Origin of the sequence: Burkholderia sp. USMB20 (assembly GCF_000949135.2) — a bacterium.
Taxonomy (GTDB): Bacteria; Pseudomonadota; Gammaproteobacteria; order Burkholderiales; family Burkholderiaceae; genus Burkholderia.
This window is the reverse complement of the sequence record NZ_JTAN02000001.1, coordinates 355,366-373,453: the sequence shown is the minus strand read 5'-3', so window position 1 is coordinate 373,453 and position 18,088 is coordinate 355,366. Positions and strand designations below refer to the sequence as shown.

The window sequence follows — 18,088 nt, the reverse complement described above, 5'->3', positions numbered from 1 at the left end:
TGGATGGTTCCCCGGAAGGTCAGGTCACTGCTCGTTGCGCAGCATGCGGCGCAACTGGAACACGATGTAGACGAGCATGATCGCGAACAGCACGACCGCGATCGACGCGGAATAGCCGAGCCGGTAATACTTGATCGCCTGGTCGTACATGTAATACGCGAGCACGGTCGAGCTCTCGAACGGGCCGCCGCCCGTCATCACCGAAATCAGGTCGAAGCTGCGCAGCGCGCCGATCACCGTGACGACGATCGCCATGAACGTGGTCGGCCGCAATTGCGGCAGCACGACGTGCCACAGCAGCGCGAAGCCGCGCGCGCCTTCCATCCGTGCCGCTTCGATCTGCTCCGGGTTCACCGACGTGAGGCCGGTCAGGTACAGGATCATGCAGTACGCGGTCTGCGGCCACAGCGCGGCGAACACGATGCCGAAGGTCGCATAGCGCGCATCGCCGAGCACCGGGATCCCGTGCCCGGCGATCAGTGCGAGCAGCCCGAAGGTCGGATCGTAGAACCACGAGAAGATCAGGCCGACGACCACGCCCGACAGCACGAACGGCGCGAAGAACAGCGACTTCACGAGCCGGATGCCGGCGACCGCCTGGTTCAGGTACAGCGCGAGCGCGAGGCCGAGCGGCGGCGCGAGCATGAACAGCGCGAGCCAGATCACGTTGTTGCGCAGCGCGGTGTAGAACGTCGGCGCTTGCAACAGCTCGGCGTAGTTCGCGAGACCGACGAACGTGCGCTCGGTCATCCCGTCCCAGTTGCAGAGGCTCAGCCACAGCGTCGACAGGATCGGCCAGATCACATAGACGGCAACCATTGCGCACGCGGGCGCGAGAAAGAGCCACGCGGCGCGCCGTTGTCGCCGCACGGCCGGCGACGGCCGGCGCGCGCGCAGCGCGACAGGCGAGCTGCGGGCCGGCGGCGCGTCGGCGGGCGGTGCGGCCGGGGCAGCCGCCGTTGCGACGGGTCTGGACGTGATCGGACTGGACACGGCAAGCCTCCTGGGCGGATGCGGCGGCACTCGGCCGCCGCAGGGGTCACGCGGTTACTTCTTGTAGATCCGCTTGCGGGTCTGTTCGAGTTGCGCGAGCACGGTGTCGAGCTGCGCGGGATTCGCGACGAACTGCTGCATCCCCTTCATCCCTTCGTCGGCCATTTCCTTCGTCATGTCGCGGTCGTAGAACTGCGCGACGCCGCCCCGGGTGTCGGCGAGGATCCGGAAGCCGATGCGCGAGATCGGATCGGCCGGCTCCGGCGACTTGCCGTTGGCCGACAGCGAACCGAGCCCTTCGGCGAGCTTCGCGCCCATCTCGGGCGTTTCGACGAACGCGAGGAAGGTATGCGCGTCGGCCTTGTTCTTCGCCTTGGTCGGGATGTGCAGCGATTCGACCGGGCCGTCCTCGGCGGTCGGCACCTTCGGGTCGATGACGGGGAAGCGGTAATAGCCCATTTCCTGCTTCACGTTCGGCGGAAAGCCGGCGGCGATGAAGGTGCCCATCAGCATCATCGCGGCCTTGCCCTGGAACAGGAACGGCTGCGCGCCGTCGAGATCGTAGGACAGCGCGTTGTCGATGAAGTAGCCCGAGTCGATCAGCGATTTCCACGTCGTGTAGACCTTCTTCACGCGTGGATCGGTATACGGCACGTCGCCGGCCATCAGCTGCTGGTGGAATGCGTTGCCGTTCAGGCGCAGGTCGAGATAGTCGAACCAGCCGGCGAGCGTCCACGCGTCGCGGCCGCCGATCGCGATCGGCGTGATGCCGGCCGCCTTCAGCTTCTTGCATGCATCGAGAAACTGGTCCCAGGTCTTCGGCTCGTCGGCGATGCCGACCTTGCCGAACAGGTCCTTGCGGTAGAACAGCCCCCACGAGTAATAGACGGTCGGCGCCGCATACTGCTTGCCGTTATAGGACGATGCGCTGCGCGTCGACGCGTACATCGCGTCCCAGCCGTTCTTCTTCCAGTCGCCGCTCAGGTCCTCGAACAGCCCGCGCTTCGCGTAGTACGCCATGCGCTCGCCCGCGTGCCAGTTCACGACGTCGGGCGCGACGGTCGTGAGCCATGCGGGGAGCTGCACCTTGTACGCTTCCTCGTCGACGAAGGTGGGCTTCACGTCGATGTCGGGATGGGCCTTGTGGAATGCTTCGATCGTCGACTGCCAGACCGCGCGCTGGCTGGCGCCCTTGAACGCGATGTTGATCGTCAGCGTGCCCGCGTCGGCCGGCGCCGCGGCGCCGAACGAAGCGAACGCGATGGCGGCGGCGGTCGCAAGCCGGGCGGCGACGCGAAGGGGGCGATGTGTCATGGGTGTCTCCATTCCTGTCTGTCGTTGTGCGTGACCGGCGCATCGCGGCGCCGGGGGCGGTTGCTACGAACGGCTGCTACGAACGGCTTCGATACACGGCGACGCCTTGCGGCTCGACCTGCGCGGCGCCGACCACGAACGCGGACGGCGGCACCGCATCGATCGTGTGCGGCGTGTTGCCGTAGTTGAATACGTAGGTCAGGCCGCCGCGCCGGCTCACGCGCACGCCCTCGCCGAGCGGCGACGGTGTCAGGCCGGCTTCGGCCGCGACGTCGGCGAACAGGCGCGCGGTGGTCGCGTCGTCGAACAGCGCGGCCCAGTAGTGCAGCGTGCCGTGCGACACACACGCCGGATGACCGTCGGCGAAGCGCGCGCGCACGACGCTGCGCGCGTCGTCGTCGCGCAGTTCGACGAGGTCGCGCCAGTGACGGGCGTCGCCGGTGAGCGGCGCGCCGTCGCGCAGCGTGCCGTCGATCCGCTCGGTCACGTTCGGCCGCAGCGATTCGACGCGCCACACGCGTACCGGCAGGATCGACGCGAGCGGGCCGGGCGGCAGCGTCGGCGGAATCCGCAGGTCGGCGGTCTTCGAGCCGGTGCGCGGGCCGAACACCGCATGCGCGCCGGATGCGGCGAGCCGTGCCGCGAAGTCGTCCGGCACGACCGGCAGCGGCGGCACGACGACGAGCCGGTAGCCGTCGAGCGGCGCGTGCGCGGATACGATGTCGACGTCGAGGCCGAGCGAACGCAGCGCCGAGTAGTACTCGAACGCGAAGCGCGGGTAGTGGAAATCGGCGCCTTGCGGCTGCACTTCGAACAGCCACTTCGCTTCGTAGTCGAACACCAGCGCGACGGGCGCACGCACCGCGCCGTTCGCGTCGGCATCGGCACCTGCGTCGAGCACGGCGGCGATCTCCTGCGCGACGCGCTGCGCTTCGCGGCCGCCTTCGTCGAGCCGGTCGTCGGGCGTGTGCAGGCCCGCATGCATCTGCTCCTGCGCGAACGGCGCCTGCCGCCAGCGGAAGTACGACACGCAGCCGGCGCCGTGCGCGAACGCTTCCCAGCTCCACAGCCGCACCATGCCCGGCAGCGGCGCGGGGTTCCACTGCGCCCAGTTCACGGGGCCCGGCTGCTGCTCCATCACCCAGAACGGCAGCTTCGACATGCCGCGATAGAGGTCGTGATTGAACGACGCGAAATCCGGATGGCCGGTGCGCAGCCAGCGCGCCTTCACGTCGGGCGCGAACCATTGCTCCTCGAGCGCGCCGAGCGGATAGCTGTCCCAGGTCGCGACGTCGAGGTCGCGCGCCACGTCGTAATGATCGAACTCGGTGAAGAGCTGCATGAAGTTGTGCGCGACCGGGCGGCCCGGCGAATGCGCGCGGATCACGTCGACCTGCATCCGGTGATAGCGCGCGACTTCATCCGACGCGAAGCGCCGGTAGTCGAGGCGGTGCGACGGATGCGCTTCGGTCACGGTGCCGACCGGCGCATCGACTTCGTCGAAATGACGGTATTCCATGCTCCAGAACACGGTGCCCCACGCGCGGTTCAGCGCGTCGATCGTGCCGTAGCGCGCCTGCAGCCATCCGCGAAAACGCACGAGCGCGGCGGGCGAGTAGCTGACGACCGTCTGGTGGCAGCCGAGCTCATTGTCGGTCTGCCAGTAGCGCACGGCCGGGTGGCGGCCGTAGCGTTCGGCGACCGCGGTGCAGATGCGGCGCGACGCTTCGAGATAGGTCGGCGACGAGAAGTCGTAGTGGCGGCGCGAGCCGAACTTGCGCGGCCGTCCGTCCGCGCCGATCGCGAGGATGTCGGGGTGACGGTCGACGAGCCATTTCGGCGGTGTCGCGGTCGGCGTGCACATCACGATCTCGAGGCCGGCCGTGCCGAGCACGTCGACCGCGCGGTCGAGCCAGCCCCAGTCGTATTCGCCCGGCGACGGCTCGATGCGGCTCCATGCGAATTCGGCGATCCGCACCTGCGCGATGCCGAGGGCCTTCATCCGGCGGGCGTCGTCGGCCCACATCGATTCCGGCCAGTGTTCCGGGTAGTAGCAGACTCCGAGGCGCATGCCCGATCCTTATGCGTAGTGGTGGACGGGAAGGTCGGCGCACGCGGGCACCGCGCGGCCGTCTTCGGTGAAGAGATGGCAGGCGGCGGCCGGCGCATGCGCGTGCACGCGTTCGCCGCGGCGCAGCGGGGCGTCGCCGGGCACCTTCGCGATCAGCGGCGTGCCGCCGGGCTGGTCGAGGTGCACGTAGGTCTGCTCGCCGAGGCGTTCGACGAGCGCGACGTCGCACGCGAGCGTCGTCGCGTCGTGCGCGGCGCCGAGCGTCAGGTGTTCGGGGCGGATACCGAGCGTGACGGCCGCGCCGACCGCGAGCGCGGAACCGTCGCGCGGCAGCGTGAAGGTTTCGCCGGACAACACGACGGTGACGATCGTGCGCCGCGCGTCGCAGGCGGTGACGACGGCCGGCAGGAAGTTCATCCGCGGCGAGCCGATGAAGCCGGCGACGAAGCGGCTCGCCGGATGGTGATAGAGGTCGAGCGGCGCGCCGACCTGCGCGATGCTGCCGTGCCGCGCGGTGTCCGCGCCGGCGTGCAGCAGCACGATCTTGTCGGCGAGCGTCATCGCTTCGGTCTGGTCGTGCGTCACGTAGACGACGCTCGCGCGCTCGAACTGCCGGTGCAGTTTCGCGATCTCGATGCGGGTCTGGCCGCGCAGCGCCGCGTCGAGGTTCGACAGCGGCTCGTCGAACAGGAACACGCCGGGCTCGCGCACGATCGCGCGGCCGATCGCGACGCGCTGCCGCTGGCCGCCGGACAGCGCCTTCGGCTTGCGCTCGAGCAGCGTGTCGAGCTGCAGGATCCGCGCGGCGTCGCGCACCTTCCGGTCGATCTTAGCCTTCGGCACGCGCGCGAGCTTCAGCCCGAACGCCATGTTCTCGTAGACCGTCATGTGCGGAAACAGCGCGTAGCTCTGGAACACCATCGCGACGCCGCGTTCGGCGGCCGGCACGTCGTCGACGCGGCGGCCGTCGATCGACAGCTCGCCGTCGCTCAGGTCCTCGAGGCCCGCGATCATCCGCAGCAGGGTCGACTTGCCGCAGCCGGACGGGCCGAGGAACACGCAGAACTCGTGCGCGCCGATCTCCAGATCGACGTCGCGAATGACCGGCGCGTGCTCGCCATAGGCTTTCTGCACGCGTCGCATCGAGATGCTCGCCATTGTCTCCGCTCCATGTTCTAATGCGCCTTCGTCGATGCTTAAGCGCTTAAGCATCGCGATCAAAAAAAGAGCCGATCGCGATCGCGGCCGAGTCGCGCCCGTCGGTCGGGCGGCAGGGTGTGCGGCGATAGTGCGCCGCTTCGGTGAGCGAAGCAAATACTGGATCGACGTCTCATATAGTGGGCAAATCATGGCGACACTGGATGAAGTGGCCCGTCGCGCCGGCGTGACGGCCGCGACGGTCTCGAACGTGCTGCGCGACCGCGGCCGGGTCGGCGAAGCCACCCGCGCGCGGGTGCTCGAAGCGGTGCAGGCGCTCGGCTACCGGCCGCATCTGGCCGCGCGGGCGCTGGCGGAAGGGCGCGCGCCGACGGTCGCGCTGATGGTGTCGAGCATCGCGAACCCGTTCTATCCGGAGTTCGCGCTCGCGGTCGAGCGCGCGGTGCGGCGTAACGGGCAATTCCTGATCGTCTGCAATACGAACGAAGATCCGTTGCAGGGGCGCGCGTATCTGGACCAGATCGCCGGCACGATTTCCGAGGGGATTCTCGTGACCAACGCGAACCTGCACCTGCCGGATCTGGTCGACGTCGCGCGGCGCGGCGTGCCGGTCGTGCTGTGTCTGTGGGAGCGGCCCGATGCGCCGCCCGAAGGCCTGCCGTGCGTCGCGGTGGATTTTCGCGAGGCGGGGCGGATTGCGACGCGGCATCTGGTCGAACTCGGGCACAAGACGATCGGCGTGATCGTCGGCGGCTCGGCGAGCGGCGTGCAGGCGGCGCGCTACGACGGCTTCGTCGACGTGATGCGCGAAGCGGGGCTCGACGCGTCGATCGTCGCGGCCGAACCCGATTCGATCGAAGGCGGTGTGCGTGCGGCGGGCCGGCTGCTCGACGCGCATCCCGGGCTGACCGCGCTGGTCGCGACCAACGACCTGCCCGCGATCGGGGCGCTGCACGCGGCCGCCGATCGCGGCCGGCGTGTGCCTGACGATCTGTCGATCGTCGGCATCACCGATATTCATCTGGCGAGCGATACGCGTCCTACGTTGACGACCGTCGCGATTCCGACCGCCGAGGCCGCGGGGCTCGCGGTCGAACTGCTCAACGCGTTGCGCGAGGCGGGCGGTCAGGTCGACGATGCATCGCGCGTGCGGACGGCGTCGGTGCCGCGGCTGGTGGTGCGCGGGACGACAGGGGCGGTGCGCGATGGCTTAGCGGGAGAAGGCGGCCACGCGGGGCGCGTCGCGTAGTGTCATGCTTGCCGAAGCCGAAGCCGAAGCCGAAGCCGAAGCCGAAGCCGAAGCCGAAGCCGAAGCCGAAGCCGAAGCCGACGGGCTAAGCCTGAGTAGAGGCCGGCCGCGGGTCGGTAGATGGAATCACACGAGTGGCTCGATCACGCCCCAAGGCGCAGATCATCCTCGACGAGCCGCATCACGATGCGCCGGGCCGAATCGAGGTGCGCGACCGTCATCGCGCGCGCGCCACGTGCGTTGCGTTCGCGGCACGCTTGCAGGATTTCTTCATGCTCGACCTGGAATGACGGCGTATCCGCGAGCAACGTTGCCTGAAGTCGCTCGTAGCGCTCGACCTGGCTGCGCAGCTCCGCGATCGCCTTCAACTGCCGCTCGTTGCCGCAGCATGAATACAGCAGCGCATGGAATTCGCGGTTCAGCTCGCCTTGCCGGCGCGGCACGTTCGATTCGCCGAGCAGCCGGTGCACGAGTTCCGCGCGCGCGAGCGTTTCGTCGTCGAGCCGCTTCACGCTGCGGTAGATCGCGTCGCCTTCGAGCAGCGTGCGCATGTCGTAGATCTCCTGCACGTCGGATGCGCTCAGCATCCGCACGACAGCGCCGCGATTCCTGAAGATATCCAGCAATCCTTCGCGTTCGAGGCGCTGGATCGCCTCGCGCATCGGAATCCGGCTGATGCCGAAGCGTTCGGCGAGGTCGCGCTCGACGAGCCGCTCGCCTGCCTGCAACTCGCCGTTGATGATCATCTCCCGCAACGATGCGGCCACCGCGTCCGCCGTCGAATCGAGTCTGGCTTCCATGTTCCTGCGCTCCTCACTTTGGAATAATGGTATACCAAACCGCATTCCGGTGCCACAATGATGACCTCACGTTCCGATATCGAAGGAGAGCGAGATGGCGCATGGCGAACACAAGTACCGCGTGGCAGTGGAGTGGACCGGCAACCTGGGAACCGGCACGTCGGGGTATCGCGAATATGGCCGCGATCATGTGATCCGCGCGGGTTCGAAGCCGGACATTCCGGGCTCGTCGGACGCGGCGTTCCGCGGCGACGCGGCGCGCTGGAATCCGGAGGATTTGCTGCTCGCGTCGGCCTCGGCGTGTCACAAGCTCTGGTATCTGCATCTGTGTTCCGATGCGGGCATCCGCGTGCTGGCGTATGTGGACGACGCGGAAGGGACGATGCTCGATAGCCCCGGGCCGGGGCGCTTCACCGAAATCGTGCTGCATCCGCGCGTGACGATCCAGGCGGGCGACGATCGCGAGCTGGCCGAGCGGCTGCATCATGATGCGCATGCGAAGTGCTATGTGGCGAACTCCGTGAACTTCCCGATCCGGTGCGAGCCGGTGATCGAGGTCGCGGAAGCGTGATGCATGCCGGGGAGAGGGCGTTGAAGCGTTCTATTCCCCAAGCAATGCAAGCGTGACGTGCCATTTCGTGCTGGCAGAGGTCGGGAAGCCGAAGCCGCGGCTTGCACCCGCGCTCTCGCCTAGGCGACGTGTTTTCGCTGGCGAGGTATGACGAGAGATCCTCGCGGTTCATCGCTCAGAGAAACCGATACTCGTTTGTATCCGGAAATTGATAAGTCGATCGAATTGACTATTCGTATTCCTTATTGAATAAATCTGAGGCGCTCGCGGTGCGTGTCAATTGGACGCGTCTGAAATTCGAAATTTGTGGTTTCAATTCAACGGTTTGGCAATTGTTGATAGTCGTTCTTTTGGTGCTTCGGTAGGCTCGGGTTCAAGAACCAATGAACGGACGCGGGCCGCGTCGAGAAGAATGAACAAGAATACGCACCGCCTGGTGTATTCCAGGCTTCGGGGTATTGTGGTGGCCGTTGCAGAGACGGTGACGGCCGAGCGGAAATCGGCAACGGGCGAAGCCCGTGCACGATGGCGTTCATCGGCGTCCGGCACGCGCGCCGTTGCGGCGGGCGTCGCCGTGCTCGGCATGCTGCCCGCCTTGTCCGGTGCGCAGATCGTCCCGACGCCCGGCACCACCACGCAGGTGATCCAGACGCCGAACGGCTTGCCGCAAGTCAACGTGGCGCGGCCGTCGAGCGCAGGCGTCTCGGTCAACACCTACAACCAGTTCGATGTGCAGAAGGCCGGTGCGATCCTGAACAACTCGGCCACGATGGTTCAGACGCAGCAGGCGGGCTGGATCAACGGCAACCCGAACTACGGCGCCGGGCAGGCCGCGCGGATCATCGTCAATCAGGTCAACAGCCCGAATCCGTCCCAGATCCGTGGGACAGTCGAGATCGCAGGCGCCCGTGCAGAACTGGTCCTGGCTAACCCGTCCGGCATCTTCGTCGACGGCGGGGGATTTCTCAATACCAGTCGCGCGACCCTGACAACCGGCGTGCCGTTTTACGGTGCCGATGGGTCGCTCGCCGGCTACAACGTTAATCGCGGCCTCGTGACCGTTGCTGGTGCAGGCCTGAATGCGGCCAATATCGATCAGGTCGATCTGATTGCGCGCGCGGTGCAGGTGAACGCAGCGGTCTACGCGAAGAATCTGAACGTGATCGCCGGCGCGAGCCAGATCAATCACGACACGCTTGCCGCGACGCCGATCGCTGGCGATGGTCCCGCGTCGTCGGTTGCCATCGATGTAAGCCAGTTGGGAGGCATGTACAGCAATCGAATCTTCCTCGCCTCGAACGAGAACGGCGTAGGGGTGGCCAGCGCCGGTACGATCGCGGCGCAGGCGGGCGATTTGACGCTGCAGTCGAACGGCTGGCTCGTACTCACAGGCAAGACGACCGCGAGCGGCAATCTCGCGCTGTCGGCGACCGGCGGCATACAGAACGACGGCACGACGTACGCGCAGCAATCGCTGTCGGCCAGCACAACCGCCGATCTCACGAACAGCGGGACGCTCGCGGCGCGGCAGAATACGACAGTGAATGCCGGCAGCGTCAACTCGACCGGCACGCTCGGCGCGGGCGTAAGCAACGACGGCACCGTTGGGCACAGTGGTGACCTGAGCCTGACAGCATCGGGCCAACTGAGCGCAATCGGCCAGAACGTCGCGGGCGGCAACGCATCGCTGACCGGCGCCAGCGTGACGCTTGCCGGCTCCCGGACGGCGGCGAACGGCAATCTCTCGCTGAACGCGACGGCCGGCGACGTGAACTTGTCGAACGCAACGACGAGCGCGCAAGGCGCGATTCAGGCGAATGCGTCCGGCACGGTGATCAACGATCACGGCAGCCTGTCGAGCGGCGGCAGCACGACATTGACCGGCGGTAGCCTGTCGAATCAAAGCGGCAAGGTCTCGTCGCAGGGTCCGCTGTCGGTCAACGTGGCAGGCCAGATCGCCAACCAGTCCGGTGAACTGATCTCCGAAAGCACGGCCGACCTACATGGCGGCGCTATCGCGAACAACCAGGGCACGATTCAAAGCGCGGCCGGCATGACAGTGTCCGGTGCGTCACTGGATAACACGGCAGGGCGGATCACATCGCTCAACGGCGATGGCTTGTCGGTGACGACGAGCGGCCAATTGACCAACGCCGCAGGAATGACCTCCAACGGCGCACAAGGCGGTGTCATCGGCGGCAACGGCGATGTTTCGGTTCGCGGCGCAAACGTTGTCAACCGCGGTGCGATGACTTCCAACACGAATTTGCGTGTCGCGGGCCAGTCGGTCGACAACAGCGGCGGTACGCTGCAGGCTGCACGAAACGTCGCGGTGGATGCCGGTGCGCACCTTGCGAACGACGGCGGGGCGATCGTCGGCAATACGGCCACGGTGAGCGCGACGACCCTCGACAACAGCGCCGGCACCGTGCAGGCCGACCAGGTGTCGTTGAACGCGACCGACCTCGTGAATCATGGCGGCACGATCACGCAGACCGGCGCCGGCGCGATGAGCGTGAACGTGTCGGGTACGCTCGACAACTCGAATGGCGGCACGCTGCAAACGAACAGCACCGACCTGACGTTCACCCCCACCGCGCTCATTAATGACGGCGGCACGATCACGCATGCAGGCAACGGTACTCTGATGCTCGGAGGCGGTTCGGGTTCCGTGTCGAACGTAGGCGGTTCGATCGCGAGCAACGGGCGCGTCGTCGTGCAAACCGGCACGTTGAACAACACGGCGGGCTCGATCAACGCGCAGAACGGACTGACGGCAACCGTCGGCGGCACGTTGAACAACGCGAATGGCAAGCTGTTATCGAACACGGACCTGAGCGTCACCAGCGGCACACTGTCGAACGATCGCGGTCAGCTCGGCGCCAGCACGAACGCGACGATCCGCACCGGCTCGATGACGAACCAGGGCGGATCGATCGTTGCACCAAACCTGTCAGTCACCGCCGATTCGACGCTCGACAACAGCGGCGGCAAGCTCGAAGCCAATCAGCTTGCGCTGACGGCAGCGAACCTCGTGAACCACGGCGGTACGATCACGCAGTATGGATCGTCGGCGATGGGGATGAACGTCAGCGGCACGCTCGACAACTCGGCTGCCGGCGTGATTCAGACCAACAGCACGGACCTGACGCTCACCCCTGCCGAGTTGAACAACACGGGCGGCACCATTACGCACGCTGGCACGGGTACGCTGACGATCGCGCCCGGTAATGGATCGAGCGCGCTGAACAACGCGTCGGGCACCATCGTGACGAAGGGACAAGCCATCGTCAACGCGGCCGCCTGGAACAACGTGAGCGGTATCCTCGCCGCGCAACGCGGCATCAACGCCACGATTACGGGTGACGTGAACAACGCGCAGGGCCTGCTGCGATCGGATGCGTCGCTGTCGTTGAAGAGCGGCGGCGCCTTGTCAAACCGAAGCGGCCACATCCAGGCGGGGCAATCGGTTGCAGGCGACACCAGCACGCTCGCCATTCAATCGGCCTCGATCGACAACGCGGACGGCGCCATTGTCGACCTCGGCGCGGGCAAGATGACGGTGCAAGGCGGTAGCCAGATCGCCAACAGCCACGCCGGCGGTGTAGCGGGCATGGGCGCGATTACCGGTAACGGCGATGTGACGGTCAGCGCAGCGTCGATCAGCAACACGCAAGGTGGTCAGCTCAGCGGCGCATCGCTGCATGTTCAAGGCGACACCTTGGACAACAGCGGCGGCACGATTGGCAACGTCACGAATTCGAACGGCGACGTGAACGTCACGACAACCGGCGCGATCACGAACACCAATGGCCAGATCAGCTCGACGCACGATCTGTCGGTCGCGGCGGCCACGCTGCTGGGCGGCGGTACATATAGCGCGACGCATGACGCCAACGTGAGCCTTCAAGGCGACTATACGGCGACGGCCGACACCCAGTTCAATGTAGGCCACGACCTCGGCTTCACGTTGCCGGGCACCTTCATGAACAACGCGAACCTGCAGTCGGTCAACAACCTGAGCGTCAACGCGGGCAACATCGTCAACGTAGGTGCCCTGACGGCCGGCGGCCTGCTGCACACGCAATCGACGAACCTGACCAATACTGGTGCGCTCGTGGGCGCCAGCGTTTCGCTCAACGCGACGAATACGATCTCGAACCTCGGCGCGACCGCGCTGATTGGCGGTTCAGACGGCAACGGTACGCTGGAAATCCTCGCGCGCGACATCGAGAACCGCGATGACACGACCGCGACCGATTCGATGGCGACGACGGCCATCTTCGGCATGGGCAAGGTCGTGCTGGCAGGCGGCAAGGACGCGAGCGGCAACTACACGAATGCGGCGCTGGTCAACAACGTATCGGCGCTGATCCAGTCCGGCGCAGACATGGAACTGCACGCCGACAAGGTGACGAGCACGCGCCGCGTGATGAAGACCTCCACCAGCCAGATCGATCCGGCATCGCTCGCACAGTTCGGCGTTCCGATCAGCGGCCGCACGGGCCAGGTTGGCGTGAAGGATCCGGAGAGCATCGGCGGCGTCTATACCGAGCCGCCTCATGGCGGTCAGTGGAACAGCACGTATCAGTTCACGACCTACTACGCGGATAGCGCGACGGCGACGACCGTGACGGACCTCAGTCCGGCCGCGCAGATCGTTTCGGGCGGCAAGATCGATGCATCGTCGGTCGGCACGCTGCAAAACTACTGGAGCAACCTCGCGGCGGTCGGCGACATCAAGATGCCGGCCCATTACGACGCCGACGGCTGGGCAGCATCCGGTCAGACACTGCCGGGCGTGACGGTTTCCTACTCCGGGCAATATCACTACAACAACTATGACAATACGGAGCACGATTGGCAGCTGCCGTTCGGCAATGCGCCGTTCGTGACCGGGCATCCGGGTGGCTACACACAGGCGGCGCCTGCGTCGATCAAGGATTACACGCTGCCCGGCTACTTCTCGACGATGAGTTCGAACGGCACGATTTCGGGTACGGGTGTCAGCGTCAACAACACGGCCGGTAACGCATCGATTCCGTCGCTCGGTTTGCTGCCTGGTCAGTCCGTACCGGGTCTCACGCCGACGAATTTGAGTGGTAACGCTAGCGGCGCGAAATCGGGGGCGTCGTCGGTGCACGGAGGTCCGCCCGCGCCGGTCAACCCAATCATCGCGAGCGCGACCGCGCTGAACGTGCTCGACAACCTCACGATTCCGCAGGGAGGGCTGTTCAAACCGACCGCTGCGCCGAACGCAAGCTATGTGATCGAGACGAACCCGGCTTTCACGAACCAGAAGAACTTCATTTCGAGTGACTATTTCTTCGGTCAGCTCGGTGTGGACCTCACGCACATCCCGAAGCGACTCGGCGACGGCTTCTACGAACAGCAGCTCGTGCGTAACGAAGTCACTGCGCTGACGGGCAAGGCGGTGATTGGACCGTACGCGGACTTGGAGACGATGTACCAATCGTTGATGGCAGCGGGCGCGGATTTTTCGAAGTCGCTCGATTTGCCAATTGGCGCGAGCCTGTCGGCCGATCAGGTGTCGAAGCTGACCAGCAACGTGATCATGATGGAAACGCGCGTGGTCGACGGTCAGACGGTGCTCGTGCCGGTCGTGTATCTCGCCAAGGCCAGCCAGCAGAATATCAACGGCCCATTGATCAGCGCGACGAACATCGATTTCCAGAACGCGCAGTCATTTACCAATAGCGGAACGATCAAGGCGGACAACACGCTGGCGATCCAGGGCAAGCAGATCGACAACGCGTTCGGCGCGCTGCAAAGCGGCGGGCTGATGTCGCTGAAGACCGAGAACAACATCGACCTGACGTCGGCGAACGTGAAGGCCGGCAGTCTGCAGCTGGACGCCGGGAAAGACCTGATTCTCGATACGGCAACGAAGACGAACACGCGCGTGAGCCGCGACGGTGCGACGAGCGTGGTGACAACGCTCGGGCCGACCGCGAAGCTGGATGTCGCGGATGATGCATCGATCGTCACCGGCGGGAACTTCAAGCAGAGCGCGGGCAACCTGTCGGTCGGCGGCAACCTCGGGATGAATGTCGGCGGCAACTGGGATCTCGGTGCGGTCCAGGCGGGCGAGCACAAGATCGTGCAGCGCGCGAACGGCGTGTCGAATACCGACATCAACAAAGTCACCGGCAGCTCGGTGGCGGTCGGCGGGCAATCGATGATCGGCGTTGGCGGAGACCTGACAGCCAAGGGGGCACAGGTCGATTTGGGCCAAGGCGGCACGATTGCCGCCAAGGGCAATGTGACGCTCGGCGCGGCGAGTGCGACGTCGACCGTGAACAGCAACAGTTCGGGCAGCGACAGTCACGGCAGCTACGCGGAGACGCTGCACACGTCCGATCAGGCGCTCACAGGCACGACGCTCAAGGGCGGTGATACGGTCAATATCGTGTCGGGCAAGGACATTACGCTCTCCGGCAGCGCGATCAGCCTTGACAGGGGTAATGCGAACCTGCTGGCGGCCGGCAACGTGAACGTCGCCGCAGCAACCGAGACGCACGAACTCAATTCGCATGAAACGCATAGTCATAGCAATGTTGTGAGCGGCGTGAAGATTGCGAGCGGGATCGACCAGACCATGACGTTGAATCAGGCCAGTCTCGTATCGGCGGACGGCGTGAATATCGTCAGCGGGAAGGACGTCAACGTTCAGGGCAGTACCATCGTTGGAACGAACGATGTTGCGCTCACTGCTGCGCGCAACGTCACGATTGCGACGTCGCAGGATACCTTGCAGTCGTCGAGCTACTACAACAAGGAGGAATCGGGGCTGATGTCGGGTGGTGGCCTGTCTGTGTCGGTCGGCAGTAGCTCGCTGAAGACGACCAGTCAGACGAACGAGGTATCGAACAACGGCAGTCCGATCGGCTCGCTGAAGGGCAACGTCAGCATCACGGCCGGGAACGACCTGCACGTGACGGCAAGCGACCTGATTGCCGCGCAGAATCTCAGCGGCACAGGTGCGAACGTGACGATCGACTCGGCGCAGGATACGCATCGCCGCGGCGAGACACAGGAAGCATCGAAGAGTGGCTTGACGCTGGCGTTGAAGGCGCCGGTGATCGACGCGGTGTCGAATGCCGTGGGGCAATCGCGTGCGGCCGGCAATAGCCAGGATGGTCGTGCGGCAGCGTTGCACGGGATGGCAGCGGCAAGCGCGGCGTGGGATGCAAACGTGGCCGCGGGCGATGTGGTCCGGGCGCTGGGGGCGGGCGAAACGCCGCAGTTCAAAGTCGAAGTCAGCGTCGGCAGTAGCCACAGCGAGAGCGCATTCACTGAGGACAGTGTGACGAATCGCGGCTCCAGCGTCACCGCGGGCGGAACAGCTGCGTTCGCGGCGACCGGCAATGGTCAGTCAGGCAGTGGCAATGTGACGATCGCCGGCTCGAACGTGAACGCAAACGAGGTGATTCTGGCAGCGAAGAATCAGGTCAATATCGTCAATACAACGGACACCGATTCGACGCGCAGCACGAACGAATCGAAGAGCGCGAGCTTGGGCGTGTCGGTCGGCACAGGCGGCTTTGGTATTTCGGCGGCGATGTCGAAGGCCAACGGCGACGGCAACAGCGATCTGGCCACGCAGAACAGTAGTCACGTGAATGCAGCAAACGGCGTGACGATCATCTCGGGCGGCGACACGAACATCATCGGCTCGAACGTGAAGGGCAGTCAGGTGAACGCCGACGTGGGCGGGAATCTGAACATCGTCAGCGTGCAGGATACGCTGACGAGCGCGGCGCATCAGTCGAGTTCGGGTGGCGGCTTCAGCATCAGTCAAGGCGGCGCCAGTGCGAGCTTCAGCCAGAGCAAGGGCAATGCCACGGGCAGTTATGCGGGCGTCAACGAGCAAGCCGGAATTCACGCGGGCGATGGCGGCTTCAATATCAACGTCACCGGCAATACCGACCTGAAGGGCGGGCTAATCGCGAGTGAAGCGGATGCGTCGAAGAGCACGCTGACGACGGGTTCGCTGTCCTTCTCGGACATTCAGAATCAGTCGCACTACGATGCGAGTTCAAGCGGCTTCAGTGCAGGCGCGACGACCGGCGATGGCGGGATGAATTACAGCACGCATGGCAGCGCGTCGGGGAAGAATGCTGGCGGCGCCGCGCCCATGCTCGGACAGAGCGACAGCGGCAGTGATAGTGCAACGACAAAGAGCGGCGTAAGCGCGGGGACCGTCACGATTACGGATGCGGCAAACCAGAAGCAGGACGTGGCGAGCTTGAACCGCGATACGACGAATACGAACGGTACGGTCGCCAAACTCCCCGACATGCAGAATCTCTTGAGCAATCAAGCGGACATGATGGCTGCGGCCAGTGCGGCTGGCGAAGCGGTGTCGCGCCGGATCGGGGACTACGCGGACAAGATGATGAAAGACGCCGCCGCGAACGGTGATCAGGCCGGTGTCGACGCTTGGAAGGAGGGCGGAGCGAACCGTGCATTGATGCAAGGTGCCGGTGCGGCGTTGGTAACGGGGTTGGCGGGCGGAAATGTGGTAGGTGGTGCCGCCGGTGCGGCGATTGCTTCGATCGCGTCGGGCAAGCTGAATGAGCTGAGTAGTGCGATCGCAGGCAGCGATCCGACCGGTAACGTCAATATGAATCAGGCACTGGGCAATATCGTGGCGAATGTGCTTGCGACAGGGGCTGGTGCGGCCGTCGGCGGGGAATCGGGAGCGTTCTCGGGGTACAACGTGGATCGGTTCAATCGGCAGTTGCATCCTGAGGAAAAGACGCTGGCGAAGCAGCTAGCCGAGAAAAGTAAGGGTAAGTACACGCAGGCGCAGATCGAGGATCAGATGCGGATCATGGGCGTGGACACGTTCGCGAATGGGCATGAGTCCGGCGCGCCCGATACGTTGGTGGGCCAAGGGCCCACGGATTCAGGGGCGAAGTGGATGTATGCGGGTTCGACGGCGGATGGCAAACCGATCCTAACGCAGGTGACGGCGCAGACGAACCCCGAATTGCAGCAGTACATTGTTGCGAACGCCAACTCGGCGACATCGAGTCAGGTGCCGAGCCAGTTCAACTATGATCGGCCGTCGAGTAACGGATGGCGGGGCAACGTGACCGGACCATTTACGAAATTCGATCAATCGGATGTGAACTATGTGAGGAACACGACGGCGGATACGGCGTCGATGGTTTCGACGAATGCGGGGCGAATCGGTGCGGCCGCAGCAACAGGAGCGGCGCTTCCTACTCCCGTTACCCCTGCCCTTGAGGCTATCGCGTTTGGATCGACGGTTACTGGATGGGTGGCGGATTTCGTTACACAAATGGCCCGTCCCAACCCAGGCAATTATGTCGCAGGGGGCGTCGTGGATCTGACGCTCGGGGGGGTAGCGAATAAATATCCATTAGCTGGAACTTTCTTTACAGAGTTCGGGAATTGGATCAAGGGTACCGGCACATTCAATGATGCAGGAAAGAAACTTAACGATTCAGTGGAAAATAGAAAATGAAGATCATAAATGATGGGAATTTCGCTCCTTGGTTTCGTGTCGGATTGTGGGCGGCTGGTATAGCTATAGCTGCTACAGCTTATTATTTGCTATCCGGGTTGCTCATGTTCTTCGGGGTTGTCGTCGGAATGATTGTTCTAGCGACTGGAACATACGCGGAGCGTGCGAACATCCTGCACTTGAAGCCATTCGACAACAGCTACAAGAAAGCCCGCGATAGCTACAAAGCAAGCCGTAGCGAAGATCACGATAGGGGATTATGAACTCGCCAGGCAATGGAGCGGCAACGATTATTGGAGTTGGTGGTGTTAGTGCTAGGAAGAATACCAATATCGGTGGCGTTGGTGGCGGTTGCAGCGTAGATCAAGGTAAAACGCGAACAGGATTATTATGATTTAATTGGTATGGTTGCCGC

General features: G+C 64.6%; 9 protein-coding genes. 4 read left to right on the top strand and 5 right to left on the bottom strand.

Features of this window, described 5'->3' with window-relative positions:
* Positions 1 to 24: 24 nt before the first annotated feature.
* From PL79_RS01755 to PL79_RS01740, 4 genes are all read right to left on the bottom strand, one after another.
* Positions 25 to 993 carry a carbohydrate ABC transporter permease gene (locus PL79_RS01755; protein WP_235879176.1) on the bottom strand — a complete coding sequence of 323 codons (969 nt, stop codon included), beginning with the start codon at positions 991 to 993 and terminating at the stop codon, positions 25 to 27.
* Positions 994 to 1,047: 54 nt separating this feature from the next.
* Positions 1,048 to 2,307: an ABC transporter substrate-binding protein gene (locus PL79_RS01750; RefSeq protein WP_044847392.1), complete on the bottom strand. Its 1,260-nt coding sequence runs from the start codon at positions 2,305 to 2,307 to the stop codon at positions 1,048 to 1,050.
* Between the two features lie 76 nt (positions 2,308 to 2,383).
* Positions 2,384 to 4,378 carry a beta-galactosidase gene (locus tag PL79_RS01745; RefSeq protein ID WP_044847391.1) on the bottom strand — a complete coding sequence of 665 codons (1,995 nt, stop codon included), beginning with the start codon at positions 4,376 to 4,378 and terminating at the stop codon, positions 2,384 to 2,386.
* Between the two features lie 9 nt (positions 4,379 to 4,387).
* A complete protein-coding gene (locus PL79_RS01740; RefSeq protein WP_044847390.1) occupies positions 4,388 to 5,536 on the bottom strand; it encodes an ABC transporter ATP-binding protein in 1,149 nt (382 codons plus the stop codon).
* 190 nt (positions 5,537 to 5,726) lie between these two features.
* Here PL79_RS01740 and PL79_RS01735 point away from each other — a divergent pair, with 190 nt between their 5' ends.
* A complete protein-coding gene (locus tag PL79_RS01735; RefSeq protein ID WP_044847389.1) occupies positions 5,727 to 6,785 on the top strand; it encodes a LacI family DNA-binding transcriptional regulator in 1,059 nt (352 codons plus the stop codon).
* A gap of 143 nt (positions 6,786 to 6,928) precedes the next feature.
* On the opposite strand, the gene PL79_RS01730 is transcribed toward PL79_RS01735, so the two are convergent.
* Complete coding sequence (locus PL79_RS01730; RefSeq protein WP_044847388.1) at positions 6,929 to 7,585, bottom strand: GntR family transcriptional regulator; 657 nt, start codon at positions 7,583 to 7,585, stop codon at positions 6,929 to 6,931.
* A 94-nt stretch (positions 7,586 to 7,679) separates the two neighbouring features.
* On the opposite strand from PL79_RS01730, the gene PL79_RS01725 reads away from it, so the two are divergent.
* From PL79_RS01725 to PL79_RS01715, 3 genes are all read left to right on the top strand, one after another.
* Positions 7,680 to 8,156, top strand: a complete 477-nt coding sequence (locus PL79_RS01725; RefSeq protein WP_044847387.1) for an OsmC family protein — start codon at positions 7,680 to 7,682, stop codon at positions 8,154 to 8,156.
* A 412-nt stretch (positions 8,157 to 8,568) separates the two neighbouring features.
* Positions 8,569 to 17,673, top strand: a complete 9,105-nt coding sequence (gene bcpA, locus PL79_RS01720) for a contact-dependent inhibition toxin BcpA (RefSeq protein ID WP_082088689.1) — start codon at positions 8,569 to 8,571, stop codon at positions 17,671 to 17,673.
* Complete coding sequence (locus PL79_RS01715) at positions 17,670 to 17,936, top strand: hypothetical protein (RefSeq protein WP_082088688.1); 267 nt, start codon at positions 17,670 to 17,672, stop codon at positions 17,934 to 17,936. The genes bcpA and PL79_RS01715 overlap by 4 nt, the downstream gene beginning before the upstream one ends.
* Positions 17,937 to 18,088 lie beyond the last annotated feature (152 nt).

Excerpts from the sequence above, each read along its gene's own strand:
- PL79_RS01745 (WP_044847391.1), bottom strand. The coding sequence starts at position 4,378 with ATGCGCCTCGGAGTCTGCTACTACCCGGAACACTGGCCGGAATCGATG.
- PL79_RS01735 (WP_044847389.1), top strand. The coding sequence starts at position 5,727 with ATGGCGACACTGGATGAAGTGGCCCGTCGCGCCGGCGTGACGGCCGCG.
- PL79_RS01750 (WP_044847392.1), bottom strand. The coding sequence starts at position 2,307 with ATGACACATCGCCCCCTTCGCGTCGCCGCCCGGCTTGCGACCGCCGCC.
- PL79_RS01740 (WP_044847390.1), bottom strand. The coding sequence starts at position 5,536 with ATGGCGAGCATCTCGATGCGACGCGTGCAGAAAGCCTATGGCGAGCAC.
- PL79_RS01725 (WP_044847387.1), top strand. The coding sequence starts at position 7,680 with ATGGCGCATGGCGAACACAAGTACCGCGTGGCAGTGGAGTGGACCGGC.
- bcpA (WP_082088689.1), top strand. The coding sequence starts at position 8,569 with ATGAACAAGAATACGCACCGCCTGGTGTATTCCAGGCTTCGGGGTATT.
- PL79_RS01715 (WP_082088688.1), top strand. The coding sequence starts at position 17,670 with ATGAAGATCATAAATGATGGGAATTTCGCTCCTTGGTTTCGTGTCGGA.
- PL79_RS01730 (WP_044847388.1), bottom strand. The coding sequence starts at position 7,585 with ATGGAAGCCAGACTCGATTCGACGGCGGACGCGGTGGCCGCATCGTTG.